19 protein-coding genes, 1 other RNA gene and 1 pseudogene are annotated in these 20,742 nt (G+C 73.1%); 9 read left to right on the top strand and 12 right to left on the bottom strand.

Annotated features, from left to right (window positions below; translation table 11 throughout):
• The first annotated feature begins 137 nt into the window (after positions 1-137).
• Positions 138-1,580 carry an allantoinase PuuE gene (gene puuE, locus DK419_RS05830; protein ID WP_109958253.1) on the top strand — a complete coding sequence of 481 codons (1,443 nt, stop codon included), beginning with the start codon at positions 138-140 and terminating at the stop codon, positions 1,578-1,580.
• 75 nt (positions 1,581-1,655) lie between these two features.
• Here the strand turns inward: puuE and DK419_RS05825 are convergent, their stop codons facing one another.
• The gene (locus DK419_RS05825) at positions 1,656-2,675 is read right to left on the bottom strand and encodes an alpha/beta hydrolase (protein ID WP_109958252.1); all 1,020 of its coding nucleotides are present in this window, start codon (positions 2,673-2,675) and stop codon (positions 1,656-1,658) included.
• A 217-nt stretch (positions 2,676-2,892) separates the two neighbouring features.
• Here DK419_RS05825 and meaB point away from each other — a divergent pair, with 217 nt between their 5' ends.
• On the top strand, positions 2,893-3,870 hold the full coding sequence (meaB, locus tag DK419_RS05820; RefSeq protein ID WP_109958251.1) for a methylmalonyl Co-A mutase-associated GTPase MeaB: 978 nt from the start codon (positions 2,893-2,895) through the stop codon (positions 3,868-3,870).
• Positions 3,871-3,998: 128 nt separating this feature from the next.
• On the opposite strand, the pseudogene DK419_RS29960 reads toward meaB, so the two are convergent.
• Both DK419_RS29960 and DK419_RS05810 read right to left on the bottom strand, forming a co-directional pair.
• A pseudogene (locus DK419_RS29960) lies at positions 3,999-4,145 on the bottom strand (transposase); the annotation flags it as partial.
• Between the two features lie 292 nt (positions 4,146-4,437).
• Entirely contained in the window at positions 4,438-5,829 is a 1,392-nt protein-coding gene (locus DK419_RS05810) for an aminotransferase-like domain-containing protein (protein WP_109958249.1), read from the bottom strand.
• Positions 5,830-5,972: 143 nt separating this feature from the next.
• Between DK419_RS05810 and DK419_RS05805 the strand changes: the two genes are divergently transcribed.
• Both DK419_RS05805 and DK419_RS05800 read left to right on the top strand, forming a co-directional pair.
• Positions 5,973-6,836, top strand: a complete 864-nt coding sequence (locus DK419_RS05805; protein WP_109958248.1) for a DMT family transporter — start codon at positions 5,973-5,975, stop codon at positions 6,834-6,836.
• A 96-nt stretch (positions 6,837-6,932) separates the two neighbouring features.
• Positions 6,933-7,910: an extensin-like domain-containing protein gene (locus DK419_RS05800; RefSeq protein ID WP_109958247.1), complete on the top strand. Its 978-nt coding sequence runs from the start codon at positions 6,933-6,935 to the stop codon at positions 7,908-7,910.
• 106 nt (positions 7,911-8,016) lie between these two features.
• Here DK419_RS05800 and DK419_RS05795 read toward each other — a convergent pair whose 3' ends face one another.
• The 3 genes from DK419_RS05795 to DK419_RS05785 all read right to left on the bottom strand — a co-directional run bounded on the left by DK419_RS05795 (position 8,017) and on the right by DK419_RS05785 (position 9,853).
• Positions 8,017-8,445: a hypothetical protein gene (locus DK419_RS05795; RefSeq protein ID WP_109958246.1), complete on the bottom strand. Its 429-nt coding sequence runs from the start codon at positions 8,443-8,445 to the stop codon at positions 8,017-8,019.
• A 138-nt stretch (positions 8,446-8,583) separates the two neighbouring features.
• Positions 8,584-8,967 (bottom strand): GCG_CRPN prefix-to-repeats domain-containing protein, encoded by a 384-nt coding sequence (locus tag DK419_RS05790; protein ID WP_109958245.1) that lies wholly within the window; start codon positions 8,965-8,967, stop codon positions 8,584-8,586.
• A 133-nt stretch (positions 8,968-9,100) separates the two neighbouring features.
• Positions 9,101-9,853, bottom strand: coding sequence for a lysophospholipid acyltransferase family protein (locus tag DK419_RS05785; RefSeq protein WP_109958244.1), 753 nt, complete (start codon positions 9,851-9,853; stop codon positions 9,101-9,103).
• Positions 9,854-10,125: 272 nt separating this feature from the next.
• Here DK419_RS05785 and DK419_RS05780 point away from each other — a divergent pair, with 272 nt between their 5' ends.
• Positions 10,126-11,145, top strand: a complete 1,020-nt coding sequence (locus tag DK419_RS05780; RefSeq protein WP_109958243.1) for a TRAP transporter substrate-binding protein — start codon at positions 10,126-10,128, stop codon at positions 11,143-11,145.
• A gap of 12 nt (positions 11,146-11,157) precedes the next feature.
• Here the strand turns inward: DK419_RS05780 and DK419_RS05775 are convergent, their stop codons facing one another.
• Together DK419_RS05775 and guaA are read right to left on the bottom strand one after the other, a co-directional pair.
• Positions 11,158-13,230, bottom strand: a complete 2,073-nt coding sequence (locus tag DK419_RS05775; protein WP_109958242.1) for a putative bifunctional diguanylate cyclase/phosphodiesterase — start codon at positions 13,228-13,230, stop codon at positions 11,158-11,160.
• 130 nt (positions 13,231-13,360) lie between these two features.
• Positions 13,361-14,917 carry a glutamine-hydrolyzing GMP synthase gene (gene guaA, locus DK419_RS05770; RefSeq protein WP_109958241.1) on the bottom strand — a complete coding sequence of 519 codons (1,557 nt, stop codon included), beginning with the start codon at positions 14,915-14,917 and terminating at the stop codon, positions 13,361-13,363.
• A 180-nt stretch (positions 14,918-15,097) separates the two neighbouring features.
• On the opposite strand from guaA, the gene DK419_RS05765 reads away from it, so the two are divergent.
• The gene (locus DK419_RS05765; RefSeq protein WP_109958240.1) at positions 15,098-15,295 is read left to right on the top strand and encodes a hypothetical protein; all 198 of its coding nucleotides are present in this window, start codon (positions 15,098-15,100) and stop codon (positions 15,293-15,295) included.
• 43 nt (positions 15,296-15,338) lie between these two features.
• On the opposite strand, the gene DK419_RS05760 is transcribed toward DK419_RS05765, so the two are convergent.
• From DK419_RS05760 to DK419_RS05750, 3 genes are all read right to left on the bottom strand, one after another.
• The gene (locus tag DK419_RS05760; protein ID WP_208642287.1) at positions 15,339-16,274 is read right to left on the bottom strand and encodes an alpha/beta fold hydrolase; all 936 of its coding nucleotides are present in this window, start codon (positions 16,272-16,274) and stop codon (positions 15,339-15,341) included.
• Between the two features lie 106 nt (positions 16,275-16,380).
• Entirely contained in the window at positions 16,381-17,403 is a 1,023-nt protein-coding gene (locus tag DK419_RS05755; RefSeq protein ID WP_109962147.1) for an alpha/beta hydrolase, read from the bottom strand.
• 152 nt (positions 17,404-17,555) lie between these two features.
• The gene (locus DK419_RS05750) at positions 17,556-18,848 is read right to left on the bottom strand and encodes an RsmB/NOP family class I SAM-dependent RNA methyltransferase (protein ID WP_109958239.1); all 1,293 of its coding nucleotides are present in this window, start codon (positions 18,846-18,848) and stop codon (positions 17,556-17,558) included.
• A gap of 126 nt (positions 18,849-18,974) precedes the next feature.
• On the opposite strand from DK419_RS05750, the gene DK419_RS05745 reads away from it, so the two are divergent.
• Positions 18,975-19,163: a hypothetical protein gene (locus tag DK419_RS05745; RefSeq protein WP_109958238.1), complete on the top strand. Its 189-nt coding sequence runs from the start codon at positions 18,975-18,977 to the stop codon at positions 19,161-19,163.
• Positions 19,164-19,207: 44 nt separating this feature from the next.
• On the opposite strand, the gene DK419_RS05740 is transcribed toward DK419_RS05745, so the two are convergent.
• A complete protein-coding gene (locus DK419_RS05740; RefSeq protein WP_109958237.1) occupies positions 19,208-19,627 on the bottom strand; it encodes an MAPEG family protein in 420 nt (139 codons plus the stop codon).
• A gap of 354 nt (positions 19,628-19,981) precedes the next feature.
• Here DK419_RS05740 and ssrS point away from each other — a divergent pair.
• Together ssrS and DK419_RS05730 are read left to right on the top strand one after the other, a co-directional pair.
• Positions 19,982-20,139: non-coding RNA, 6S RNA (ssrS, locus tag DK419_RS05735), on the top strand.
• Positions 20,140-20,150: 11 nt separating this feature from the next.
• Entirely contained in the window at positions 20,151-20,741 is a 591-nt protein-coding gene (locus DK419_RS05730) for a 5-formyltetrahydrofolate cyclo-ligase (RefSeq protein ID WP_109958236.1), read from the top strand.
• Position 20,742: the final 1 nt, after the last annotated feature.

The following is a 20,742-nucleotide window of genomic DNA, read 5'->3' as shown; positions in this document are numbered from 1 at the left end:
GTGCTGGCAGCGGGACGATCCGAGCTTCACGCTGAAGCGTGTCACCCTCACCCCTACCCCTCTCCCACATGGGAGAGGGGATCCCGCGCGTGATTCGTCCAACGTGGTGACGACGAGGGCCCCTGCCGGACCCCGCCATGACCGATTCCCCCTACCCCCGCGACCTCGTCGGCTACGGCCGCACCCCGCCCCACGCGCAATGGCCGGACGGCGCCCGCATCGCGGTGCAGTTCGTGATCAACTACGAGGAGGGCGGCGAGAACTGCCTGCTGCACGGCGACCGGGCGTCCGAGGCGTTCCTGTCGGAGATCGTCGGCGCGCAGGCCTGGCCGGGCCAGCGCCACATGAGCATGGAATCGATCTACGAGTACGGCTCGCGGGTCGGGTTCTGGCGGCTGCACAGGCTGTTCGCCGGGCGCAACCTGCCGGTGACGGTCTACGGCGTCGCCACCGCCCTCCAGCGCAACCCGGATGCGGTGGCGGCGATGCGCGAGGCCGGCTGGGAGATCGCCTGCCACGGCCTCAAGTGGATCGACTACCGCGACTTCTCCTACGAGGAGGAGAAGGCCCACATGAGCGAGGCGATCCGGATCCACACCGAGGTGACGGGCGAGCGCCCGCTCGGCTGGTACACGGGCCGCACCTCGGAGAACACCCTGCGGCTGGTGATGGAGGAAGGCGGCTTCCTCTACTCGGCGGATTCCTACGCCGACGACCTGCCCTACTGGGTCGAGGGGCCCCGCGCGCCGCAGCTCGTCGTGCCCTACACCCTCGATTCCAACGACATGCGGTTCGCGACGCCGCAGGGGTTCAACGCCGGCGACCAGTTCTTCGCCTACCTGCGCGACTCGTTCGACGTGCTCTACGCCGAGGGCGCCGAGACGCCCCGGATGCTGTCGATCGGCCTGCATTGCCGCCTCGTCGGCCGGCCGGGGCGGATCGCGGCGCTCGCGCGCTTCCTCGACCACGTGGCGTCCCACGCGGACGTGTGGGTGACGCGGCGCATCGACATTGCCCGCCACTGGGTGAGGACCCACGCGCCCGCCGGCCTGACCCCGAGCCGGATGGGCCGCGCGCTGTTCGTCGAGAGCTTCGGCGACGTGTTCGAGCACTCGCCCTGGGTGGCGGACGGCGCCCACGCCGCCGGGCTGTCGGGCATGCAGGACACGGCCGACGGGCTCCACGCCGCGATGGTCGAGGTGATGCGGGCGGCCGAGCCGGAGCGGCAGCTGGCGCTGATCCGCGCCCATCCCGACCTCGCCGGCCGGGTGGCGGCGGCCGACCTCGCGCCGGAATCCCGCGCCGAGCAGGCCTCGGCCGGCCTCGACGCCCTCGATGCCGAGGGCCGCGCCCGCTTCCTCGACCTCAACGAGCGCTACCGCGCCCGCCACGGCTTCCCCTTCGTGATGGCGGTGCGGGGGAAGAGCCCGGACGAGATCCTGATGCAACTCGCCGAGCGCCTCGACAACCCGCCCGAGGAGGAGCGCGCCCGGGCCCTCGCCGAGATCGAGACCATCGCGATGCTGCGGCTGCGCCAGCGCCTGCCTTCGCTGCCGGACGTGTTCTCGGCCCCGGCGTGAGCCGTGCCCGCGACGGCGTGAGGCGTCGCCGGTCCGGCTCCGGGCGGGCGGTGGGAGGACGGCGCGGGCGCGCCGTCAGCGCCCGTCGGCCCGCGCCACCGCGCGCTTGATCACCTGCTGCACCTCGACGTTCGACAGGAACAGGTCGTGGTTGATGAGGCCGCTGCCGTAATCCGAGGCGTCGGCGACGCGCACGCCCAGGGCCTCGAGGCGGCTGCGGTCCGCCGCGCCCGCCCGGATGACGCCGCCCGCGATGGTGCTCGACAGTTCGAGCGCGCGGTCGTTGGTGGAGGAGATCACGGTGATCTTCTGCGCCGCGGTGCCGAGGCGCTCGATGCCGTTGGTGAACAGGTCGATGTCGATGTCGGGCGCGGCGAGCACGATGGCGCCGATCCGGTCAAGCGCCGCCTCGCCGGCATCGGCCCGCAGCATGCGCAGGGTCTCGAGGGTGAGGAGCGTGCCCATCGAGTGGGCGACGAGGTGGATGCGCCCGCCCTGCGAGGCGGCGAGCGCCCGCAGCAGGTCCTCGAAGGCGTCGCGCGACCACAGCGCGCTCTCGCGGTCGTAGCCGTAATCGAAGGTCTTGCCGGCGGACGGCCAGGTGAACAGGCCCGAGACGCCGCGGAAGCGGATGCCGTCGGAGAGCTGCGCCGCGCTCACCGCCGCGGTCTCGAACGACTCGCGGTAGCCGTGGACGTAGATGAGCACGTCGCGCCCGAGCGCCCCTTCCGCGAAGGCGGTGGCGGCCTCGGGCCCGGTCACCACCCGGGGCGTACCGGCGATGCGCCAGTCGCCGGTGACCACCGACGACACCTTGCCGATCAGCGAGCGGTCGGGCGGGGCGAGGCGCAGGGTGGCGAAGGACAGGCCGCGGCCGCGCTGGTCGGTGAAGTAGGGCGGCCGGCCGGCGGGGTCGGCCGGGCGCCGGGTGGTGGCCACGAGCAGCACCGGACTCACGTCGAGGGCCGATTGCTTCTCCGGTGTCGCGTCGCCGAGGAGCCCGTCGCCGAGGCAGCCGCCGAGCGACAGGCTCGCGAGGGCGGAGAAGCCGAGGCGGGCAAAGCCCCGGCGCGTCGGCGCGGCGGTCAGTGTCATGTCGTCCCACTTCAGGTTCCGGCTCGGCCGGTGGCTGCCCCGAGCTTTGGGGCGGAGGATGCGGCATGATCGTGGCCGACGCGCGTCGCGCCCGGGCAAAGCCGCCCCTGTTGCCCGCAGGTCACGCCTGGACGTCACGCCTGAAGGTCCGCCTCGTGGCCCTTCGTCCACAGGCGACGGCCTCGACGGGCGGGCGGCGAGCCGGCAGAAAGACGGGATGACCGTCCCGGCCCCCGACCTCGCCCAGCTCCTGTCCGGCAACCGCGCCGCCCTCGCCCGCGCCATCACGCTGGTCGAGTCGAAGCGGGCCGACCACCGGGCCGCTGCCCGCGAACTCCTCGACGCCGCCCTGCCGCATGCCGGCAAGGCGGTGCGGGTCGGGATCACCGGCGTGCCGGGGGTGGGGAAATCCACCACCATCGACGCCCTGGGCGCCAGCCTGACGGCGCGGGGCCACAAGGTCGCGGTGCTGGCGGTCGATCCGAGCTCGTCGCGCACCGGCGGCTCGATCCTCGGCGACAAGACCCGGATGGCGCGACTCGCCGTCGATCCGAACGCCTTCATCCGGCCCTCGCCTTCCTCCGGCACCCTCGGGGGCGTCGCGGCGAAGACCCGCGAGACGATGCTGCTCTGCGAGGCCGCCGGCTTCGACGTGGTGCTGGTCGAGACGGTGGGCGTCGGCCAGTCCGAGACCGCGGTCGCCGATCTCACCGACTTCTTCCTGGTGCTGATGCTGCCCGGCGCCGGCGACGAGTTGCAGGGCATCAAGAAGGGCATCCTCGAACTCGCCGACATGATCGCGGTCAACAAGGCCGACGGCGAGGAGGGGATGCGCCGCGCCATGGCCGCCGCCGCCGAGTACCGGGCGGCGCTTCACATCCTGACCCCGGCGAGCGCCACCTGGACGCCGCCGGTGACGACGATCTCGGGGCTCGCCGGCCAGGGGCTCGACGCCCTCTGGGAGGCGGTGCTCGATCACCGCCGCAAGCTCACGGCGACCGGCGAGATCGGGGCGAAGCGCCGCGAGCAGGACGTGAAGTGGATGTGGGCGCTGGTCCACGAGCGCCTGCACCAGCGCCTCACCGGCAGCGCCGAGGTGCGCAAGACCACGGCGGAGGCCGAGCGGAGGGTAGCGGCGGGCGAGCGCTCGCCCGCCGCCGGCGCCGACCTGATCGCCGAGCTGATCGGACTCTGAGCATCATTCGCCGAAGCGGACATCGGTTGGGCGGTAAAAATGACGCTATAGCAGTAAAAATCAGTCAAGTTGCAGCATTGGCGCTGCGCGCCAACGGAGTGGCGCCCCTGCTTGACCAGCGCGGCGTCGTCAACCACCAGCACGGCCTGCGGCCCGCCCACGAGCCGGTCGGCCTGCCCGGCCAGCACGCGCTCGAGCCGTGCGCACGACCAGGGCGAGGCGGACACGAAGTGGTGCAGTTGCTGGACGTGGCCGGGCGCAACGCGCGCCGCCATCGGTTCCATGCTCTCGCGCTCGCCGGGCCAAGTGCAGGCCGCGCAGGTAGAGCGGCGTCCAGCGGCGCTGTTCGGCGCAAGGCAAGGCGGCCAGAAACGGAGCCAGCCATGCCTCCAAGTGGTCCAGCCACGCCTTCGGCCCGAGCTCATCCATCGCGGTTCTCCCGCCCGCCTCAGCACACAAGAGCTGGTAGGCATCAACCTGGCAGAGTCGTGTCAGGACGGTCTTCCATTCCGCGAGCGTGGCGAGGACTTGGTTCGATTCCTCACCGGGAGAGCGCACCACCCCCGGCTACGCGTCGGGAGCCTGGAGCGCCCGCTTCAGCACCGGCATCACCCGTGCATCGCCCATCTGCGCCACGTTGAAGCGCATGCGCTGCGACGCCGTGCGCGACACGCTGAACACGTCGCCCGGTGCCAGCACCACGCCTTCTCGCAGGGCCGCCCGGGCGACCGCGGCGGCATCGCGCTCGTCGGGCAGGCTGCACCAGAGGTAGAATCCGCCCCGCGGCATCAGCCAGGGCCGGATGCCGAGATCGGCCAGCCGCCCCGCCGCCTCGCGCCGGGCCCGGGCGAGGCGGCGGCGCAGGGCCTCGACATGCTTGCGGTACGCCCCGTCGCCGACCGCGCCCGCGACCAGTTCCGCCGCGACCGGGCTGACCCCGCCGAAGCTCGTCGCCACCTGGAGGTCGATCAGCGCCTCGATCCACTCCGGCCTGGCAGCGACGTAGCCGCAGCGGATCGAGGCCGAGAGGGTCTTGGAGAAGCTGCCGATCCGGATCACCCGTTCGAGCCCGTCGAGGGCGGCGAGCCGCGGCGACGGCTCGGGCTCGAAGGGCGCGAAGATGTCGTCCTCGACGATTCCGACGTCGTGAGCGGCGGCCGCGTTGAGGATCCGGTGGGCGATCCGGGGCGAGAGCGTGGCCCCGGTCGGGTTGTGGAGCGCGGAATTCGTGACGTAGAGCCGCGGCCGGTGCGCGGCGGCGGCTTGCGCGAAGCGCTCCGGGTCTGGCCCCGCTTCGGTGTAGGGCACGCCGACCACCTCGGCCCGGTGGGCGCGCAGCAGCGCCTGGAAGTTGAAGTAGCACGGATCGTCGACCAGCACGACGTCGCCCGGGCGGACCAGCAGGCGGCAGATCAGGTCGATCGCCTGGGTGCCGGACCCCGTGAGAAGGATCCGGTCCGGGCCGATGCCCAGGCCCTCCTCGGCGAATTGGCGCGCCAGCAGGCGGCGCAGGGCCAGCGGGCCTCGCGTGGCGCCGTAATCGGTGAGCACCGCATCCTCGGCCTTGGCGAGGGCGCGGGCGGCACGGCGCAAGGGGGCGAGCGGCATCCACTCCGCCGGCAGCCAGCCGCAGCCGGGCTTCGGGATCTCGGGCTCGCCGTCGAGGGATTGGCGCGACACCCAGAGCGGGTCGACCGCCCGGTCGAGCCGCGGGCCGATCTCGGCCAGCGTCGGCGGCGGGGCGGCGGCAGCGGCGTAGAAGCCGGATCCCGGGCGCGAGCGCACCGCGCCGTCGGCGGCCAGCCGCTCATAGGCCTCGACCACCGTCGAGGGCGAGACGCCCATGGCGGCGGCGAGCCCCCGGATCGACGGCAACCGCTCCCCCGCTTCCAGCCCCCGCGCCGCGATCCGCCCGCGGATCGCCGCCATCACGGCGGCCGTGCGCCCGCCTTCCGTCATCGCCTCAGCCCCGATCGTACGGCTTCCGCCACCCATACAGTTCGATGCGACCGTACGGGATCGTGCCTTCGTCGGCCATTCCGGCGGCGCTATGTCTCACGCGGGATTGAGAGCCGTCTCGTCCCGATGCGGGGGAGGTTCGAATGGTGCCGCGTTCGGCGGACGGATGGGGCAGCGGGCTCCTCGGAGTCGTCATCTTCAGCGGCTCGCTGCCGGCGACCCGGGTGGCGGTGGGCGGCTTCTCGCCGGTCTTCCTCACCTCGGCCCGGGCGGTGATCGCCGCGCTCCTCGGGGCGGCGCTGCTCTGGGGCTTGCGCCAGAAGCGGCCGGCCAGATCCGATCTCGCCTCGCTCGCCATCGTGGCCATCGGCGTGGTGGTGGGCTTCCCGCTGCTGACCGCGCTCGCGCTCCAGCACGTCACCTCGGCCCACTCGATCGTGTTCATCGGCCTCCTGCCGCTCGCCACCGCCCTGTTCGGGGTGCTGCGCGGGGGAGAGCGGCCGCGGGCGGCGTTCTGGATCTTCTCGCTCCTCGGCAGCGCCGCGGTCGCGGGGTTCGCCCTCGTCCAGGGCGGTCCGGCCTCGCTTCCCGGCGACCTCCTGATGCTCGCCGCGATCCTGCTCTGCGGGCTCGGCTACGCGGAAGGGGCGGCCCTGTCGCGCCGGCTCGGGGGCTGGCAGGTGATCTCCTGGGCGCTCGTCCTCGCGCTCCCGGCGATGCTGGTCCTCGCCGTCGTCGCCCGGCCGGCGGGCGTGGCCGGCGTCGGCGCCCCGGCCTGGCTCGGCCTCGCCTACGTGTCGGTGTTCAGCATGCTGGTCGGCTTCGTGTTCTGGTATCGCGGCCTGGCGCGGGGCGGCATCGCGGGGGTGGGCCAGCTGCAGCTGCTGCAGCCCTTCCTCGGCCTGGCGCTCGCGGGGCTGCTGCTCGGCGAGCCGGTCGCCCCGTCGATGATCGCGGTGACGGGGCTGGTGGTGCTCTGCGTCGCGGGCGCCAAGCGGTTCGCGTGAGCGAACCGGGGCGCGAGCGACCCGCCCCATCCTGGGGCAAGCTCTGACGCCGAGGGTTGACGGGCCGTTTACGGCATCCTGCGCATTGTCCGCACCATGCGTCGTGGCATCGTAGCGTTCTCAGCCCTCACGCTCTTCGGCCTGGGGCTCACCGGATGCGCGCTCAACCGCTTTGAGCAGCGCGAACCCTGGCGGAATCAGGCCGAGGAGGTCTGCCTCGCCCAGAAGCTCGTTCGCCCGAGCGAGGACATCCAGCCGGTCAAGGAGATCGACGGGCCGGGCGTCTGCGGCATGGTGCATCCGTTCCGGGTGACCCGGCTCGCCGGCGGCACCGTCGCGCTGAAGCAGCGCATGACGCTCGCCTGCCCGATCATCCCGGAGGTCGAGGCCTGGCTCGCCGGCACGGTGCAGCCGGCGGCCGAGGTCTATTTCGGCCAGCCGGTGGTCGAGATCAATTCCGGTTCGTATTCCTGCCGCGGCCGCAACAACCAGGTTGGCGCCAAGCTCTCGGAACACTCGTTCGGCAACGCCGTCGACGTGATGTCCTTCCGCTTCGCCGACGGCTACGTGGTGACGGTGAAGGGCGGGTGGCGCGGCACCGAGGCCGAGCAGGGCTTCCTGCGCGAGGTGTTCCTGGGAGCGTGCAACCACTTCACCACGGTGCTGGCGCCGGGGTCGAACGTCTACCACTACGACCACCTGCACCTCGACCTGGCGCGGCACGATCCCCGCGGCCTGCGCCGGATCTGCAAGCCGCTGATCAAGTACGAATCCCGGCTGCCGCCTCCCGGCACGCCGCTCTCGCCGATCCGCAAGAAGCCGCCGGCCTGGCAGCCCGCTCCCGATCCGGCGCCGATCGACGTCGAGGAGGACGACCCCTACGGCCTGTCGCCGACGAGCGCCCGGGAGACCGGCGCGAAGGTGGCCCGCGCGCCGGCGCCGCGTCCCGCGCCGGTCCACGCCTATGCTCCGCCGCCCTCCCCCGCCCCGCGGCCGGCGCTTGCCGCCGAGCCCCGCGCCCTGCCGGAGCCGCTGCCGCTCGGCCCGACCTGGTCGTCGGGACCGATCTACTGATCGACGGCCGTCACCCGACACTCCCCGACGTCATCCTGGGGCCGCGCAGCGGAGCCCGGGATGACGAGGAGGGTGTCGGCCGGTATGCAGCGATCGAGAGCGGGTCTCACGCCACCGCGCCGCCGAGATCCGCCACCACCGCCCGGCGCGCCGCCGCGTCCTCGGCGAGGCGATGGACGTGCATCTCGGTCGCGCCTCGGGCGCGGGCGCGGGTGAGCCAGCCGCGGGCGAGGCGCTCGCGCGGGCTCTCGCCGGCGGCGGCCACCGCCACCAGCTCGGCGGTGCCGTCGCCGCCGCGGCGCACCGCGATCACCACCGCCTCGCCGACCTCCGCCGGGTCGTCGTCGAGGGCGTGGATCCCCACCACGTAGCGGCGGCCCGACCGGCCGCGCCAGGCGCTCAGCGGCAGGGCCGGGGTGCCTCGCAGGCCGGTGGCCGTTCTCAGGCGCTCCTCACGCACGTCCATTCTCCTCGCGCGGTCGTTCTGGATGTCCCGCATCGCCACCGACCAGGACAGGGCTCGTTTGTTCGCCATTTGTTCCAGCCTAGTGCCGATTCCAGAGGTCCGTCAAGCGCGGACGATCCGCGTTCGGAAGATCTGGCGTGAGGATGGGCGAGGTTCAAGGAGCGGGCGGCGCGACGGCCGGAAAACCGGCCGGCGCGCGCTCCGCTGTCACCAGCGGTGATGCCACCCGTGATGGCCCCAGCCATGGCCGCCCCAGCCGACGCGGTGCCAGCCGCCGCCGTAGCCCCAGGGCCGGTGCCAGCCCGCCCGGTGCCAGCCGCCGTAGCCCCACGGACGTTGCCAGCCGACACGGCGGTATCCGTAGCCCCATGGCCGGTGCCAGCCGTAGCCCCAGCGCGGGCCGTACGCGACCCGGCGGTAGCCGACGACGGGGGCGTAGAAGACGCGCGGCCCGAGATTCGGACGGCACCAGCCGCGCCAGTTCCGGTGGAACCCGGGGCCGCAGCCGTCACGCGCTTCCGCGGTCGTTCCGGTGCCGACGACGGCACCGAGAGACAGGATCGCGGCGCCAGCAACCATGCTCCAACGCATTTGAGCCTCCTGTTGCGAGGCCCTTGAAATGCGCGAGGCGGTCAAACCGTTTCGCAGGTTACGACGAGTTAACCTTTCGCCGTCGGAGCCTCGTCGCGGCCGTGCCGAGAGGACGATCGAGGCGTGAGGACGGTCAGCTCTGTCGCGCGTGCGCCGCCGGGTGGACGGCGCCGGATCCGCCCGCCTCCCGCACCAGGGCGTCCGAGGCGGTCTCGACCCGCCGCTGCAGCTCGGCCAGGAACGCGTCGCGGGGCAGTCCCGGCGGGATCACCGGCAGGAACTCGATCACCGCGGTGCCGGGCCGGTAGGTCAGGCTGCGGCGGCCCCAGAACACCCCGGTATTGAGCGCCACCGGCAGGCACGGCACGCCGAGGCGGTCGTACATGTGGGCGACGCCGAACTTGTAGGCCGGCGGCGCGCCGACGGCGCGGCGGGTCCCCTCGGGGAAGATGATCAGGCGGCGGCCGTCGGCCATCGCGGCGGCGGCTTCCTCGTTCATCAGGGCGAGCGCGCGCGAGCCCTTCGAGCGGTCGATCGCCACCATCTCGCTGCGGGCGAGGTACCAGCCGAACAGCGGCAGCCACATCAGCTCGCGCTTGAGGATGTAGGTGAAGTCGTCAAGCACCGTGACGAGGGCCAGCGTCTCCAGCGCCGACTGGTGCTTGGCCGCGACCAGCACGGCCCCGGCCGGGCGGTGCTCCAGCCCGCGGAACTCGACCTTGAGGCCGACGATCGCGTGCAGCAGCCTGAGGACGACCCGGCCCCAGGTCTGGGCGATCCAGATCACGCCGCGCCGGCTGGCGAGGGCCGGCAGGCCGACGATCATGATCGCGGCGGTGACGAGATAGAACGCGACGGTGAACAGGATCGAGCGGACGAGCGGCATGGCGGGCGGCAACGGCGAACCTTGGGGCCCGCCCCCTCGGGCGCGGACGGGAGAACGGCGCCCGGTCGAAGCGCCGCCCGCGTTGAGCGGTGCGCTCTCCTTAGAGCATTTCGGCGCCCGCGGAACAGGGGATGCCGGGCGAAGGCCCCCGCCCTCCCGCGAGGGCGGATGCCGGAGCGGGGAAAACGTGCTTTAAGCCTCGTCGGACCCCGCGCGGGAGATGCGGGGACGGCTATCGGTCCGCCCCGCGGCGGGCCAAGGAGGAGGACGCCATGACCACGCTCACGCGCCGCCGCGCGCTGCAATTCGCCGTCGCCGGCGCCGTCGCGGGCCCGGCGGTGCTGCGCATCACCCGGGCGCACGCGGCCGAGTTCAGCCTGAAGGCCGCCAACAACACCCCGATCAGCCATCCGCTCACGGTCTACATGACCAAGGCCGCGGACGCGATCCGCGAGGAGACCGGCGGCAAGGTCGACATCAAGCTGTTTCCCAACAACCAGCTCGGCGGCGACACCGACATGCTGAGCCAGCTGCGCTCGGGCGCGCTGGAATTCTTCACCCTCTCGCCCCTGATCCTCGCCACCCTGGTGCCGGCGGCCTCGATCAGCGGCGTCGGCTTCGCCTGGTCGTCCTACGACAAGCTGTGGCCGGCGATGGACGGCGACCTCGGCGCGCATGTGCGGGCGCAGATCGAGAAGTCGGGCCTCTTCGCCCTCGACCGCATCTGGGAGAACGGCTTCCGCCAGACCACCTCGTCGACCCGGCCGATCCTCAAGCCCGAGGACTTCAAGGGCTTCAAGATCCGGGTCCCGCCGAGCCCGATGTGGACCTCGATGTTCAAGGCCTTCGACGCCGCCCCGATGACGATCAACTTCGCGGAGGTGTACTCGGCGCTGCAGACGAAGATCGCCGAGGGCCAGGAGAACCCGCTGACGCTGATCGACACCGCCAAGCTCTACGAGGTGCAGAAGTACCTCTCGAAGACGAACCACATGTGGGACGGCTTCTGGCTGCTGTCGAACGGCAAGGTCTGGCGCGGCCTGCCGCAGGACGTGAAGACCGTGGTGGCCAAGCACTTCAACACGCAGGCGGTGGCGCAGCGCGCAGACATGGCCCAGCGCAGCGGCACGACCGAGCAGGACCTGCGCGCCCGCGGCCTGACCATCCAGGACGTCGACACCAAGGCGTTCCAGGCCAAGCTGCAATCGGCCGGCTTCTACAAGGAGTGGAAGGGCAAGTTCGGCGACGACGCCTGGGCGCTCCTCGAGAAGCACACCGGCCCGATCGCCTGACGCCCCCGCCTCTCAGGTCCCGGCGGCGCGCGCCGCCGGGACCGGGTTCGGCACGGCGCGGCCGAACAGGAAGCCCTGCGCCTCGGTGAAGCCCTCCTCGCGCACCACCGCGAGCTGCGCCGGGGTCTCGACGCCCTCCGCGACCGTCTCGATGCCGAGGCGGCGGCCGAGTTCCGCCACCACGCCGACGATCGCGCGGCAATCCGGCCGCTCGACGGCGTCGCGCACGAACGAGCCGTCGATCTTGATGCGGTCGAACGGGAAGGCGCGCACGCGGGCCAGCGACGAGGAGCCGACGCCGAAATCGTCGAGCGAGATGCGCAGGCCCATGGCGTGCAGGAGCTGCAGGTCGTCGACGATGCCGCCGCGCGCCTCGCTCAGCACCGTCTCGGTGATCTCGAGCTCGAGGCGCCGCGGGCTCAGGCCGGTCCGGGCGAGGATCTCGCTCACCGCCCGCGGCAGGCTGCCGTCGCCGAGCTGGCGCACCGAGACGTTGACGCAGACCCGGGCCGAATCGGGCCAGGCGGCGGCGTCGGTGCAGGCGCGCTCGAGCACCCACAGCCCGAGCACCCGGATCACGTCGGACTTCTCGGCGAGCGGGATGAAGACCCGCGGCGAGACCGGGCCGCGCTCCGGGTGGGTCCAGCGCAGGAGCGCCTCCCGCGCCCCGACCGCACCGTGGGACAGGCCGATGATCGGCTGATAGGCGACGTGCAGCTCGCCGGCATCGGCGGCCCGGCGCAGGTCCCGCTCCAGGCGCTGCTCCTCGCTGCGCTCGCTCTCCAGCGCCGCGGTGAAGGGGCGCCAGGCGGCCTTGCCGGCGCCCTTGGCCGCGTAGAGCGCGCAATCGGCCTGCCGCAGCATGGCGTCGGGCGTGGTGCCTCCTTGCGCGAAGGCGATGCCGATGCTGGCCGTGACGTGGCGCGGCCGCTGGCCGTCGATCGCGTAGGGCCGGGCGAGCTCGATCAGCAGCCGCTCGGCGAGCGGCACCGCCAGCTCGCCGGCGCGTCCGGGCAGCAGCAGGGCGAACTCGTCGCCGCCGAAGCGTGCCGCGAGCGCCGGCTCCGGCGCCGTGCCGCGCAGGCGCTCGGCCACTTCCCGAAGGAGCACGTCGCCGGCCTGGTGCCCGAGATCGTCGTTGACCGCCTTGAAGCCGTCGAGGTCGAGGAACAGGAGCGCGGTGCCGGCGAGGAGCGTCCCGTCGACGGCACTCTCGCCCAGGCGCCGCCACAGCATCGCCCGGTTGGCGAGCCCGGTCAGGGCGTCGTGATGGGCGAGCCGGACGACCTCCAGCTCGGCCTGGCGCTGGCGCGTCACGTCCTCGAAGGTGACGACGAACGCGCCTCCCGGCACGCCCCGGCGCACCAGCGCGATCGCCCGGCCGTCCGGCGTCGAGACCACGACGGCCTCGCCGCGGCCGAGCAGCGCCTCGTGCCCGGCGAGGAGAGCGGCGCCGTCTTCTTGGGTGCCGTCCGGGGCGCCGGCCTCGGGGCCGTGGAAGGCGAGCGCCCAGAGCACCTCGATCGCGGTGCCGACGAGGTCGCGCCCGCCGGCCGCGGCGAACATCTCGAAGAAGCGCTGGTTAATGAGCCGCACCTTGCGGTCGGCGTCGAACAGGCACAGGCCCTGCGACATGGTCGAGAGCGCGAGGTCGAGGATCAGCGCCACCGCCTCGGACCCGCCGCCCTCCTCCGGGCGCGGCGGCGCCTCGCGGATGATCTGGGCGAAGCCGGCGAGGACCTCGCCGTCGCGGATCGCCGCGATGACGGTGTGGGCGCGAAACCGGCTGCCGTCGCGCCGGGGCCACCAGCCCTGCGTCTCGTAGCGCCCGGCCTCCCGTGCCGCCGCGAGGGCGCCGTCGTCGCCGGAGGCGTCGCCATACGCGAAGGTGCGGCCGAGAACTTCCGCGGCCGCGTATCCGGTCAGCCGCTCGGCCCCCGGATTCCAGGCCGTGACCCGCCCGTCCGGTGCAAGCAGGCACAGGGCTTGATCGTCCGCCTCCCAGACGACGCGGGAATAGACGGCGTGGAGGGGCAGGGCCGCCGCCGGTTCGTCCGGGCTGGCCGCGATCACGCCACTCTGCATCTGCCGAAAATCCTGCCGCCCACGGTCGGGGCGGCAGATTAGGCGATCTGACGCCGAAGGTTGAGTCGCTTTCCCCGACTGACCCCACCCGTTGCGGGTGTCGCGACGGCCGATGCGCCGTCGTCGATCCTCACTCCCACTCGATCGTGCCGGGGGGCTTGGAGGTGATGTCGTAGGTGACCCGGTTGATGCCCTTGACCTCGTTGATGATCCGGGTCGCGACCCGGCCCAGGAACGCCATGTCGAAGGGGTAGAAATCCGCCGTCATGCCGTCGACCGAGGTGACGGCCCGCAGCGCGCAGACGTGGTCGTAGGTGCGCCCGTCGCCCATCACGCCCACCGTCTTGACCGGCAGGATCACCGCGAACGCCTGCCAGATCGTGTCGTAGAGCCCGGCCTTGCGGATCTCCTCGAGGTAGATCGCGTCGGCCTTGCGCAGGGCGTCGAGCTTCTCGCCCGTGATCTCGCCGGGGCAGCGGATGGCGAGGCCCGGCCCCGGGAAGGGGTGGCGGCCGACGAAGGCCTCGGGCAGGCCGAGCTCGCGGCCGAGCACCCGGACCTCGTCCTTGAACAGCTCGCGCAGGGGCTCGACGAGCTTCATGTTCATGCGCGCCGGCAGGCCGCCGACGTTGTGGTGGCTCTTGATCGTCACCGAGGGACCGCCGGTGAACGACACGCTCTCGATCACGTCCGGGTAGAGCGTTCCTTGCGCCAGGAAGTCGGCGCCGCCGATCTTCTTGGCCTCGGCCTCGAACACGTCGATGAACAGGCGCCCGATCGTCTTGCGCTTGACCTCCGGGTCGGTGACCCCGGCGAGCTCGCCGAGGAACAGGTCGGAGGCTTCGACGTGGACGAGCGGGATGTTGTAGTGGTCGCGGAAGAGGCGCACCACCTCCTCGGCCTCGCCCTGGCGCAGCAAGCCGTGATCGACGAAGACGCAGGTCAGCTGCTCGCCGATCGCCTCGTGGATCAGCACGGCCGCCACCGCGGAATCGACGCCGCCCGAGAGGCCGCACAGCACCTTCGCGCCGCCGACCTGGGCGCGGATCCGCTCGATCGCCTCCTCGCGGAACGCCGCCATCGACCAGTCGCCGGAGCAGCCGGCGATGTCGCGCACGAAGTTGCGGATGAGGAGCGCGCCGTGCGGGGTGTGGGCCACCTCGGGGTGGAACTGCACCGCGTAGAACTTGCGCGCCTCGTCGGCCACCGCCGCGAAGGGGGCGTTGGGCGAGATCGCCACGGTGGTGAAGCCGTCCGGCAGCTTCGTCACCCGGTCGCCGTGGCTCATCCAGACGGGGTACGTCTCGCCGACGTGCCAGACGCCGCGGAAGAGCGCGCTGTCGGCGATGATCTCGACCTCGGCCCGGCCGAACTCGGCGTGGTGCCCGCCCTCGACCTCGCCGCCGAGCTGCGCCGCCATGGTCTGCTCGCCGTAGCAGATGCCGAGCACCGGCACGCCGGCATCGAACACCGCCTGCGGCGCCCGCGGCGAGGATTCGACCGTGACCGATTCCGGCCCGCCCGACAGGATCACCGCCCGCGGCTTCATCGCCGCGAAGGCCGCCTCGGCCGCCTGGAACGGCACGATCTCGGAATAGACCCCCTCCTCACGCACCCGTCGGGCGATGAGCTGGGTCACCTGGCTGCCGAAATCGATGATGAGGATCTTGTCGTGCTCGGTCGTCATGGGACGATGAGTTAGACGAGGGCCGCCGCTCGCGCAACGCGCGACAGCCGCAGGTCCACGGTGCGTTCGCGGCATTAACCGGGTGTTCAGGATCTAACAGCGAGTGAGGCGCCCCCAACCCACCAGACAAGGAGCCTCGCCATGTGAGCCATCGTCCTCGGGATCGCCACCACCCTCGCCATGGGCCTCAGCCTCGCGCCGGCCTCGGCCCTGCCGGTCGCCCCCGGCGGCACGGTCGCGCCCGTCGCATCGATCGAGCAGGCGCAGTACGTCACCCGTCGGGTGGTCCGCCGCGGTCCCCGCTGCACGGTCCAGGTGACCCGCACCCGCGGGCCGTTCGGCCGGGTGGTGGTGCGCAAGGTGCGCCGCTGCTTCTGAGCCGAGACTCGGGAGGGCGGCCCTTGCGGGGCCGCCCTTCTCTTCACGATGCCGGCCAGACGGCCAGCAGCGCCCTGAGCGCCGCCACGAAGGCGAGGGGCTGGTCGACCATCACGTGGTGATAGGCCTCCGGCAGGTCGATCCGGGGCGAGCCCGGCGGCAGCAGGCCCTGGACGTAGGCCGCATCGGCCGGGCGCATCAGGTCGGAGCGGGCGCCCGTGACGAGGGCGAGCGGGCAGCGGGCCTGCCGCACCATCGCGGCCCGGTCCGGCAGGGCGAGGCGCGCCCACAGCGAGGGGTCGAAGCGCCAGCTCCAGCCGCCCTCGACCTCCTTCAACGATTCCCGCGCGATGAGATCGGCGACGTAGAGCGCGTCGCAGGGCTGCATCGGCGCGAAGCGGAAGCGGCCCAGCGCCTCCTCCAGGGTCGGGTAGATCCGGTGGGGCGCGAAGCGCCCGTCCTCGCGCCGGCGTCCGGTGCGGCGCTCCGGCGAGAAGATCGGCGGATCGACGATCACGGCGCCGCGCCAGCGGCCGGCCTCCCGCCCCGCCTCGGTCAGCATCGGGAAGCAGCCGAAGGAATGCCCGATCATCACGGGCGCCCCCGCCTCGAACAGGCCCGCTGCCGCCGCCACCGCCTCGATCTCGTCGGCGAAGGTGTCGAGATCGTAAACGTCGCGCCAGTCGGAGCCGCCCATCCCGGACCAGGAGGGCGCCGCGACGCGGTATCCCCCGGCGAGGAACGGCGCGATGAAGCGCCACCAGCCCGCATGGGCCCCGTTGCCGTGCAGCAGCATCAGGCCCGGCCGCCCGCGCTCCCCCCAGGCGAAGGTCTCGACGCGTGCGCCCTTCACGGCGATGCGGCCGGTCTCGGGCGCGACCGCGACCGCATCGCGGAACCAGGCGGGGGCCGGGGGCGGCTCGCCCTGGAGATGGCGAAGGGGCGCGGAGAGGTTCGGGTCGGGGGGCAGATCGGTCACGACGCGGATGATGCGGCCGGGCCGAAGGCCGTGTCAATCGGTGTTGGAAGAAGTGGTATGGCGCTGAAGGGAGCTTTCGCCCCCGAAGTTCGAAAACACGGTTTCCCTACGCCCGGATGAATCCCCTCCGCCGCGCCCAGGTCGCGAACAGGCCCGGCCACGCGGCCGCGGGCGATCCCGGCACGCCGAGGTTGAAGCCGTGGCCGCCGCGCTCGAACAGGTGCATCTCCACCGGCACCTCGACGGCCCGGAGCGCGGCGAACATCAGCAGGGAATTGTCGACGACGGCGATCGGGTCGTCGGCGGCCTGGGCCAGGAAGGTCGGCGGCGTCTCGGGGGGAACGTGGGTCTCGACCGAGTAGGCCTCGGTGGCGACGCGGGTCGGGCTCTCGCCGACGAGGACGCGGCGGCTCGAGGTGCGGTCGAAGGGCGGTTTCAGGGTGATGACGGGGTAGAGCAGGGCCGCGACGTCGGGCCGGGCCGAGAGCGCGTCGTCCTCGTCGACGGCGGCGTAGAGCGGCGAGGCGAAGCGGGTGCTGGCCGCGCCCATCAGGTGGCCGCCGGCGGAGAAGCCCATCACGCCGATCCGGTTCGGCTCGTAGCCGTAGCGCCGGGCCCGGGCCCGCACCAGCCGGACCGCCCGCTGGGCGTCCTGGATCGGCGCGTCGGCGCCCGCCGCCCAGCCCTCGCCGGGCAGCCGGTAGACCAGCGCGAAGGCGGTGACCCCGAGCCCGTTCAGCCAGAGCCCGACCGGCACCGCCTCGTGGCCGATGTCGATGCGGCGATAGCCGCCGCCGGCGGCGATCACCATCGCGGTCCCGGTCGACTTGGCCGGGCGCATCACCAGCAGGCAGGGCTCGGCGACGCCGGTGACGACACCCTCGCGGCTCTCGTCGAAGCGCGGCCCGTCGGGGTTCGGCCCCCCTCCCCCCGGCGGACGGCCGGGCCAGAGCCGCATGATCTCGAGGGTGGCGCCGGGGGCGGTCTCGGGCGGCGCGTCGTGTCCCGCGGGCCTGTCCCGCCGCACGGGCGGCTCCTGCCCTGCGGGGGCCGCCTGCTGCGCGACGGCGGCGGGCGCGAGGGTGAGGCCGGCCGCTCCCGTGAGCAACGTCCTGCGATGCAGCGCCATGCCGACCGTCCGACACTCCCGAAGATCCGGGACCGGCGCCGCGAGGCGCGTCGGCCGCCGGACCATCCCTTGCTCCGCCTTGAATAAGCCAAGCCGCGGCGGATGCACGGCGGAAAAATACCGTGGCGGCAGGGCGACGCCCCGCGCTCCGCTCAAGGGCGGTTCGGCATGCGCTCCAGCCACGCGACGTAGAAGCCGTCGGTGCCGGTCCGCTCCGGGCTCATCTGGACGCCGTGGGCCGTCCGCCGCACCTTGCGGGCGACCTCCGCCGGCAGGTCGAGGGAGGCGGGCACCACGTCGTCGCGCCGCGCCGTCAGCCCGGCGACCGCCGCGTCGTTCTCCTCCGGCAGGAGCGAGCAGGTGACGTAGACGAGGCGCCCGCCCGGGCGCAGCAGCCGCGCGGCGCGGTCGAGCACCGCCTCCTGCTCGGCCACCCGCGTCGAGAGGCTGCCGGGGCGCAGGCGCCACTTGGCGTCCGGGTTGCGCCGCCAGGTGCCCGAGCCGGTGCAGGGCGCGTCGACGAGGACGAGGTCGGCGGTCCCGTCGAGGTCGGTCAGCACGTCCGGGCGCCCTTTCCCGCCCCGGGGCGTGCGCACCTCGGCCGCCGCGCCCGCCCGGCGCAGGCGCTCGTGGATCGGCGCGAGGCGCCGCGGATCGCCGTCGGTGGCGATCAATCGGCCCTCGTTGTCCATCAGGGCGGCGAGCGCCAGGGTCTTGCCGCCGCCGCCGGCGCAGAGGTCGACCACGGTCATGCCGGGACCGGCGCCGGAGAGGCGCGCGGCGAGCTGCGAGCCCTCGTCCTGGATCTCGAACCAGCCCTCGAGGAATTCCGGCTCGACGTGGAGCGCCGGCCCGCGCCCGTCCTCGCCGAGCGGCACCCGCAGCCCGTCCGGCGCCAGCGGCGTCGGCTCGGCGTTGAGATGCGCCAGCGCCTCCCGTGCCCCCTCGCGGGTCGCCCTGAGGGTGTTGACCCGGATGTCGAGGGGCGCCCGGCGGGCGAGCGCCCGCAGCTCGGGCAGGAGGTCGTCGCCCAGCGCCCGTTCGAGCGAGGGCACCACCCATTCGGGCACGTCGCCCGCGACGTGGACCGGGGCGTCGGCGAGGCTGCCGGTCTCGAGCCGGGCGCGCTCGGCGTCCGTGAGAGGGGGTGGCGCGAAGCGCTCGCCGGTGAACAGGTCCGCGATGGTCCGGGCGGCGAGGCCGCGCTGGAGCCGCAGCGAGCCGATCAGCACGGCGCGGGGCGTGTCCTCACCCATGATCCAGGCGGCGGAGGCGCGACGGCGCAGGCCGTCATAGACCAGGGTGGCGATGGTGGCGCGGTCGCCGGACCCGGCGAAGCGGTGTGCGAGGCCCCAATCCTTCAAGGCGTCGGCCACCGGGCGGCGGCGCTCGGCGATGTCGGCCAGGACCTCGATCGCGGCGGAGAGGCGGGCGCCGGGGGTCATCGCGACACCGCCGGTCGCGAAACCGCCACGGTCGCGCCGCGGGACCGGCCCATCACGGCCAAGCTTTCGGCCCGGACCGTCCCGAAACCTTGACCGTTCTCCCCGCAGAGCCGGAGCTCTCCCCGCATGATCCCTCGTCCCATTCCGTCCGCCCTCGCCGTGAGTCTCGCCGGCCTGATCGCCCTGGCGGCCGGCGCCTGCGCCACCGCCCCGGCGGCGCCGGCCGTCGACCTCACCCCGCCGCCGCCCCGGCCCTACGACGCCAAGACGCAGCTCGAATACGGCAACCCGCCGCCGCGGGCCCCGCGCTACTGAACCGCCCCCTTACCCTCCTCGCTCCGGGATGGCGAGGAGGCGCCTCACGCGAGGAGGATCGTCGCGGCGAAGACCAGCCACATCGCCATCAGGACGATCGCCCCGGCGAGGAAGGCCTGGAAGCGCCGGATCACCACGTTGGTGGTGGCGTAGATCCCCGCATGGACGATCCGGGTCAGCACGAACAGCCAGGCGAGGCCGACGAACAGGTGGTCGGCCGTCCGGGTCGCCAGCGCCAGGCCGGTCAGCACGTAGAACAGCACCGGCAGCTCGAACTGGTTGGCGAAGGCGTTCGAGACCTGCTGCACCGGGGCCGGCCAGCTGCGCTCGCCGAGCGAGATGTCCTTGAGCCGCACCGCTCCCGCCCGCGCCGCGGCGAAGCGCACCCGCCCGGTCCAGAGCAGCAGGCAGAAGGTCAGCAGGACCTGGACGAAGACGGGGGCGAGGACGGCTTTGGCGCTCATGGTGTCCGACGTTCCTTTTGAAGAATTGATTTTATCCGATAGGGAGTTGAACCCCGCCATCGTCGTTCCGGGACCGCGTGAGCGGGGCCAGGAATCCAGAAGCTCTGTTGGAGACGAACAGATCGGCACGCTGGCCGGCTTTTCCCGACTCACCACCGGCTCCGGTTCCCGGGCCCTTAGCCTGCGGCGAGCCCCGGGACGACCCGGCGAGGTGGACCGGTCGCTCCGTCTCATCGCCGCCGGTACGTCGAGCGATCCGGCGGGAGAGGACGGCCGGCCCGGCCCGTCGCCACCCGTCCCGAATCCCCCTTCGGCCCCCTTTCGCAACCGCCCCGGCGGCGCTACATGGGGTCGGCGGGGCTGCGGTTCTCGTCAGGAGACAATATCCCCGGGGCCTTATCGACTCCCTCGGGAGCTGTCACTGCCCTGGTCCGTGGACCGGGGCATAACGGCGCCCACCTACTTCGTAGGTTTCCCGGGATCGATTCTCCAACGGCTCTCGTGGCTCCGCGCTGAGACTTCCATGACGACGGACGTTCTTCCCGCCTCCCCGGACAAGGCCGCCCTGCGCAAGGCGGCGCTGGCGCGGCGGGACGGGCTGGCGGTCGAGGCCCGCGAGGACGCCTCCCGCCGCATCGCCGAGATCGTCCTCGGCCTCCCCGGGATCGCGACCGCCGACCTCGTCTCGGCCTACTGGCCGATCCGCAGCGAGGTCGACGTGCGGCCGCTCGTCGCGCTCTTGCGTGCCCGCGGCCAGGCCGTGGCCCTGCCGCAGGTCACGCCCGACGGCCTCGTCTTCCGCCTCGCGGGCGAGGGCGACGCGCTCGCCGCCGGCGGCTTCGGCCTGAGCGAGCCCGGGCCCGACGCGCCGGTCGTCGACCCCCGCGTCCTTCTCGTGCCGCTCGCCGCCTTCGACCGGCGCGGCCACCGCATCGGCTACGGCAAGGGCTATTACGACCGGGCGCTCGCCCGCATCGACGCCGCGGGCCGCGCCCTCGCCATCGGCATCGCGTTCGCCGCGCAGGAGACCCCGCGCGTGCCGGACGGCCCGCACGACCGGCCCCTCGACGGCATCGTCACCGAGGCGGGCTTCCTCACGACCACCGGAGACTGAC

It is taken from the genome of Methylobacterium terrae (assembly GCF_003173755.1).
In the GTDB taxonomy this organism is placed as follows: domain Bacteria; phylum Pseudomonadota; class Alphaproteobacteria; order Rhizobiales; family Beijerinckiaceae; genus Methylobacterium; species Methylobacterium terrae.
Note: the sequence above shows the minus strand (reverse complement) of the source record. Positions and strands in the feature narration are given on the sequence as shown.

Bases quoted from the DNA above. Each gene is read 5' to 3' on its own strand.
- DK419_RS05810 (WP_109958249.1), bottom strand. From the start codon at position 5,829: ATGACGGAAGGCGGGCGCACGGCCGCCGTGATGGCGGCGATCCGCGGG.
- DK419_RS05730 (WP_109958236.1), top strand. From the start codon at position 20,151: ATGACGACGGACGTTCTTCCCGCCTCCCCGGACAAGGCCGCCCTGCGC.
- DK419_RS05795 (WP_109958246.1), bottom strand. From the start codon at position 8,445: ATGGCGAACAAACGAGCCCTGTCCTGGTCGGTGGCGATGCGGGACATC.
- DK419_RS05800 (WP_109958247.1), top strand. From the start codon at position 6,933: ATGCGTCGTGGCATCGTAGCGTTCTCAGCCCTCACGCTCTTCGGCCTG.
- DK419_RS05765 (WP_109958240.1), top strand. From the start codon at position 15,098: ATGGGCCTCAGCCTCGCGCCGGCCTCGGCCCTGCCGGTCGCCCCCGGC.
- DK419_RS05750 (WP_109958239.1), bottom strand. From the start codon at position 18,848: ATGACCCCCGGCGCCCGCCTCTCCGCCGCGATCGAGGTCCTGGCCGAC.
- DK419_RS05785 (WP_109958244.1), bottom strand. From the start codon at position 9,853: ATGCCGCTCGTCCGCTCGATCCTGTTCACCGTCGCGTTCTATCTCGTC.
- meaB (WP_109958251.1), top strand. From the start codon at position 2,893: ATGACCGTCCCGGCCCCCGACCTCGCCCAGCTCCTGTCCGGCAACCGC.
- puuE (WP_109958253.1), top strand. From the start codon at position 138: ATGACCGATTCCCCCTACCCCCGCGACCTCGTCGGCTACGGCCGCACC.
- DK419_RS05740 (WP_109958237.1), bottom strand. From the start codon at position 19,627: ATGAGCGCCAAAGCCGTCCTCGCCCCCGTCTTCGTCCAGGTCCTGCTG.
- DK419_RS05780 (WP_109958243.1), top strand. From the start codon at position 10,126: ATGACCACGCTCACGCGCCGCCGCGCGCTGCAATTCGCCGTCGCCGGC.
- DK419_RS05790 (WP_109958245.1), bottom strand. From the start codon at position 8,967: ATGCGTTGGAGCATGGTTGCTGGCGCCGCGATCCTGTCTCTCGGTGCC.
- DK419_RS05805 (WP_109958248.1), top strand. From the start codon at position 5,973: ATGGTGCCGCGTTCGGCGGACGGATGGGGCAGCGGGCTCCTCGGAGTC.
- DK419_RS05825 (WP_109958252.1), bottom strand. From the start codon at position 2,675: ATGACACTGACCGCCGCGCCGACGCGCCGGGGCTTTGCCCGCCTCGGC.
- DK419_RS05775 (WP_109958242.1), bottom strand. From the start codon at position 13,230: ATGCAGAGTGGCGTGATCGCGGCCAGCCCGGACGAACCGGCGGCGGCC.
- DK419_RS05755 (WP_109962147.1), bottom strand. From the start codon at position 17,403: ATGGCGCTGCATCGCAGGACGTTGCTCACGGGAGCGGCCGGCCTCACC.
- DK419_RS05745 (WP_109958238.1), top strand. From the start codon at position 18,975: ATGATCCCTCGTCCCATTCCGTCCGCCCTCGCCGTGAGTCTCGCCGGC.
- guaA (WP_109958241.1), bottom strand. From the start codon at position 14,917: ATGACGACCGAGCACGACAAGATCCTCATCATCGATTTCGGCAGCCAG.